The following is a 705-nucleotide window of genomic DNA, read 5'->3' on the forward strand; positions in this document are numbered from 1 at the left end:
TGGACCGAAAGGTTTGGTTACCGTCCGGCGGATCGCTCATCATCGAGCACACCGAGGCCCTGACGGTCATCGACGTCAATACCGGTAAGAACGTGGGGCGCTCCAGCCTCGAGGAAACGGTGTTCCGCAATAATCTGGAGGCGGCCGAGGAGACCGCTCGCCAACTGCGCCTTCGAGACATCGGTGGCATCATCGTGATCGACTTTGTTGATATGGAGGTCAAAGCCAATCGTGAGGCAGTGGCCGCTACGTTGCGAGACGCGCTGGCTCGGGACAAGACCCGGACCCAGGTATTTGACATCTCCGACCTGGGTCTGGTTGAGATGACCCGAAAGCGCATTGGTGAGGGACTCCTCGAGTCCTTCTCCAACGCGTGTGCCGACTGTGGCGGCCGCGGGGTCAATCTGAACGACGAACTCTTGGCCGGTTCGGGCCGGGCCGGGCGACGATGAACATGGGATCGAACAGGTTCGGGACTGTCGGTGCTCGACGCCAATCGTCCCATCGCTGTGATCCGTGGCCGGTGGGGCCCCTATCGTCCACCGGTAACCTGTCTCCATTATGTACGCAGTGATCGCCACGGGTGGAAAGCAATACCGGGTCGAGGAGGGACAGCGTGTCCTCGTCGAGCGCTTGGGGTCTGTAGATAGCGAAGTCGAGTTGACGCCGGTGATGGTTGTTGACGGAGGAGACGTCTTGGCTACC

At 60.7% G+C, this 705-nt stretch carries 2 protein-coding genes; both read left to right on the top strand.

The window, feature by feature from the left end:
* Window positions 1–452, top strand: a 452-nt coding sequence (locus tag QF777_12025; protein ID MDP6912263.1) for a ribonuclease E/G, incomplete at its 5' end; no start/stop codon positions are given.
* A gap of 109 nt (window positions 453–561) precedes the next feature.
* The coding region (locus QF777_12030) for a bL21 family ribosomal protein (protein MDP6912264.1) at window positions 562–705 on the top strand (144 nt) is incomplete at its 3' end.

It is taken from the genome of Acidimicrobiales bacterium (genome assembly GCA_030747595.1).
Classification (GTDB): Bacteria; Actinomycetota; Acidimicrobiia; order Acidimicrobiales; family MedAcidi-G1; genus UBA9410.